The organism is Dietzia sp. DQ12-76 (assembly GCF_014145045.1).
In the GTDB taxonomy this organism is placed as follows: domain Bacteria; phylum Actinomycetota; class Actinomycetes; order Mycobacteriales; family Mycobacteriaceae; genus Dietzia.
In genome coordinates this window covers 1-3,887 of record NZ_JAALDV010000354.1, presented here as the reverse complement: position 1 = coordinate 3,887, position 3,887 = coordinate 1, and the positions used below count along the sequence as shown (strand labels likewise).

At 70.3% G+C, this 3,887-nt stretch carries 4 protein-coding genes and 1 pseudogene; 1 reads left to right on the top strand and 4 read right to left on the bottom strand.

The genetic code is table 11. The features are described 5' to 3' along the window. Positions 1-52 precede the first annotated feature (52 nt). The 4 genes and pseudogenes from G6019_RS12115 to G6019_RS12100 form a co-directional block, all read right to left on the bottom strand. Positions 53-1,093: a COG1470 family protein gene (locus tag G6019_RS12115; protein ID WP_182613760.1), complete on the bottom strand. Its 1,041-nt coding sequence runs from the start codon at positions 1,091-1,093 to the stop codon at positions 53-55. 82 nt (positions 1,094-1,175) lie between these two features. Continuing rightward, on the bottom strand, positions 1,176-1,733 hold the full coding sequence (locus G6019_RS12110) for a hypothetical protein (protein ID WP_182613759.1): 558 nt from the start codon (positions 1,731-1,733) through the stop codon (positions 1,176-1,178). 213 nt (positions 1,734-1,946) lie between these two features. Beyond that, positions 1,947-2,189: pseudogene (locus G6019_RS12105) on the bottom strand (CueP family metal-binding protein); the annotation flags it as partial. 57 nt (positions 2,190-2,246) lie between these two features. Continuing rightward, positions 2,247-2,915: a DUF305 domain-containing protein gene (locus tag G6019_RS12100; RefSeq protein ID WP_107758201.1), complete on the bottom strand. Its 669-nt coding sequence runs from the start codon at positions 2,913-2,915 to the stop codon at positions 2,247-2,249. 233 nt (positions 2,916-3,148) lie between these two features. On the opposite strand from G6019_RS12100, the gene G6019_RS12095 reads away from it, so the two are divergent. Continuing rightward, on the top strand, positions 3,149-3,871 hold the full coding sequence (locus tag G6019_RS12095; protein ID WP_107758200.1) for a response regulator transcription factor: 723 nt from the start codon (positions 3,149-3,151) through the stop codon (positions 3,869-3,871). Positions 3,872-3,887: the final 16 nt, after the last annotated feature.

Genomic DNA, 3,887 nt, shown 5'->3' with positions numbered 1-3,887 from the left:
ACGGTGACGGCGGCGGCGGTGACGGCGAGGACCGCCGCCGCCCTCACGACCATCAGTGCGTCTCCGCGGGGCGCTCGTCGCCGCCCGAGGAGCGACGGCGCAGGAGGATGAGCGCCAGCGCCGTCGCCGCGAGGAGTCCCGCGATCAGTGCGCCCCACAGCCCGATCGACCACCCTCCGTCGCCGTTGCTCGTCTCTCCGACACCCTGGTCGGGGAAGGTGATCTCCGAGCTCATGGAGTGCTGCGCCCACCCGCTCTCGAGCTCCGCGGTGGCCTGCCACGGGCCGGCCGGGAACTCCACGCTGGACGGGATCACGAACATCACTTCGTCGCCGCCGCCGGGGGGGATCGTCAGCGTGCTGGCGGACACCGCCTGGGCGGTCAGGCCCCCCGGTCCGTCGCCCAGGGTCAGGGTCCCGGAGACGTCGACGGCCCTGCCGCCGGTGTTCTGCACCCGCACCGCGACCGCGGCGTTGCCCTCGGCATCGCGCTGCGGGGTGAGGCTCTCGATCTGGAAGTCCGACGGGGGACCGTTGCCCTCGCCGACGGACACATAGAGCCGCACCCCGACCCGCGACACCTGCTGGATCTGCTCCTCGCCCTCTGCGGCGGCGGGCCTGGTCGACACCCAGACCGCGCCGTACTGCTCGACCTCGGGCGCGTCCTCGGGGACGGTGATGGTCACGAGCACCTCGGCGGACTGGCCGTTGTCCAGCGTCACCTCGTCCGCGCTGAGTTCCACCCACGAGGAGAGCGGGTTGGTCTCTCCACGCGGCCGGGGGACAAAGGCGCCGTCCCGGATCTCGGCCGGCCCCGCGTAGACGTCGAGAGTCGCCGGGGCGCCGGTGTCGTTGGTCACCTGCACCCGGCGCGAGATCGACTCCCCGGGAGGGATGTTGTCGACGATGTAGGACCTCGCCCGCGGGTCGTCCACCCGGTCCGCGGGAATGTCCATCAGGGAGATCCGGATGGATCCCGTGGGATCGACCGGGCCGCCGTTCGGCTGGGCGTGGGCCCACTGTGCGGGCATGGCGATCAGGCCGAGCGGGACCACCATCATCAGGGCCACCATCAGCCGCGAAAGAGAACGCATCGGGATCAGCTCTCGACTCGTAGGGGGACGACATCGCAGTTACTGGACACGTGTCCAGTAACTGCGATGTGGCAGGGGTGACTCAGAGGGCGGACAGGGTCAGCGTGGCCTTGTACTGACCGATCGCCACCGTGCCCGAGAGGTCGACGGTCATCGCGTTGAGATTCGGGATCGTGGCGGTCTCCAGCGGTGCGGCGAGGGTCCGCTGGGTGCGGGTCATGATGAGCGTGTCGTCGTTCTTCAGGGGGATGTCCGCGGCCGCCCGGTTGGCCGTTCCTCCGAACACCAGCCCGAGGGCGGAGGACGGGGGGTGGTAGGTCGCCTTGGTGGCGGGGATGACCGCGGTGGCGTCCTGGGTGTGCACGAAGTCGGTGAGCGCCAGGTAGGCGTTCCATCCGTTCGTCGTGCCCCGGGTGTCGGTGATGCTGAACACGGTGAGGGAGCCCGAGGCCGACCCCCCGTTGGACGCCAGTCCGAGGGTGCTCACCGGCCCACCGGTGTTCACCGACAGGCCGCCGTTCTGGGCGGCCGTGACGGTGAAGTTCAGTTCCTGCTGATTCGCCTGGGCCGAGGCGGCGCCGGCGGCGGGGAGGGCGACGATCGTGGCCGCGCCGAGCGCGACCAGCACAGATTTACGCATGGGGGTTTCCTTAGGGAAGGGGATGGATCGGGCGATCCTGAGGTGTCTTCCGTCACAGTTATGAAGACGCTTTTAAAGTAGACACTTGGTCGCTGTCATGTCAAGTGTGGTGGCGCCGCGCGTGTCTGGACCTGACCGAGCCGCGTGCGACTGTGGCGGGACCGACTACGTCGGCTGCGACTGACCGCGGCGGCCGCGTTGCGGCGGACGGTGGACGGTTACGGCAGTCGGCCCGTCCGTCACGGTCACATGCACGGTCTCGCCGCCGAGGTCACCGAGGCACGTGGTGATGCTGTGGAAGAAGCCGTCGTGCGTGAAGGTCCGATATGGCGCCACGGAGAGGGAGAACTCGTCAGCAGGCATCGGCAGCGCCGTCTCCCCGAGGTCGCCGGTGGGTTCGCTCTGACGCAACCGGTCCGGTTCGACGGAGGCCCACAGGTCGTCGGGCCGCCGCGAGCAGGCCACGTCCGCGCACGGCCGGGCGGTTCCCGGTTGGCACGGCACATCTCACCGTCACAGCCCGGCGAGCATCTCCCGCATCCGGTCGATCTCCCGCTGCTGGGTGTCGATGATGGTCTGGGCCAGCTCGACCGCCTGCGGGTGGGTTCCGTCCTCCACCTGGTCCTGCGCCATGTCGATCGCGCCCTCGTGGTGGACGATCATCTGTTCCAGGAACAAGCGCGCGGCGTCGGTGCCCTCGGAGTCGACCAGCTCCTGCATCTCCTCCGGCGAGAGCATGCCGTCCATCATGCGCATCTCACCGGCGTCACCCATGTGATCACCCATGTGGTCACCTGCGCCGGGGCCGGCGTGCCCGTCGTGGTGCGCTCCGGGCTCGTCCCACTCCTCGAGCCACCGGTTGAGCTGCTCGATCTCCGGACCCTGAGCGGCCGTGATCTCCTCGGCCAGGGCTCGGACGTCGTCGGGGATGTCCTGCTTGGCCAGGATGATGTCGCTCATCTCGATGGCCTGTTCGTGGTGCGGGATCATCATCCGCGCGAACCGCACGTCGGCGGCGGAGTGCTCGCCGGAGGCCCCCTCCTCGGCCGTCGCGGGAGCGCCGTCCTCGGCGGTGGTGGTCGTGGCCGGCGTCGCGGCCGTCGTGTCGTCGCCGCCATCGGCACAGGCGGAGAGCGTGAGAACGGCCACGGCTGCGGCCGCGAGGAGGATCCTGCTGGTCATCGTCGAGGTCCTTTCGAACGGAGCCACGGGGCGCCCGGACTGATCGTGACCATCCTGCCCGTCGGACCCGACCGGCGGGATGGAGGTCACATGAAGGTTTGGTCAAGGCTGTCGTGGGGGCGGCGGATCCCCCGGTGGAGCGCGATGATGGGACCATGACCCACCCCCCTGTCGACCCCGGACAGGCCGGTGTTCCCGGTTCCGGCACGCGCCATCCCACGGGGTTGCGTGCCATGGTCGTCGACGACGAGCAGTCGCTCGCCGACCTGGTCGCCACCTACCTCCGGCGCGACGGATTCGAGGTCTCCGTGACCGGCGACGGGGTCCAGGCCGTCACGTTGGCCCGGACGGTGGACCCGGACGTGATCGTCCTGGACCTGGGGTTACCGGGCCTGGACGGGGTCGAGGTGTGTCGGCGGATCCGGGCCCACTCCGACGCGTACGTCGTGATGCTCACCGCGCGGACCGATGAGGTGGACACGCTGATCGGGTTGTCCGTCGGCGCGGACGACTACGTGACCAAACCCTTCAGCCCCCGCGAACTCATGGCCAGGATCCAGGCGATGATGCGTCGACCTCGGGGGCCGGCGACCGGGTTCGACGACGCGGGGGTCGCCACCGGGTCCGCGGGCGGCAGCGCGGTGGAGGCGCCTCCGCGGAGGATCGGGGCTCTGACCGTCGACGTCGCCGGTCGTGAGGTGAGCGTCGATGGTGAGGCGGTAGCGCTGACGCGCACCGAGTTCGACCTGCTCGCCGCACTGTCCCGAGACCCGGGTGTCGTGTTCACCCGCTCCCAGTTGATCGAGACGGTGTGGGGCCCGAACTGGGTGGGCGACGACCACCTGGTGGACGTCCACGTCGCGCACCTGCGCCGCAAGCTCGGCGACGATGCCACGCTGGGCCGCTACGTCCGCACCGTCCGCGGCGTGGGCTACCGGATGGGGGCCGGGCGGTGAGCGGCGGGGTCGGCGG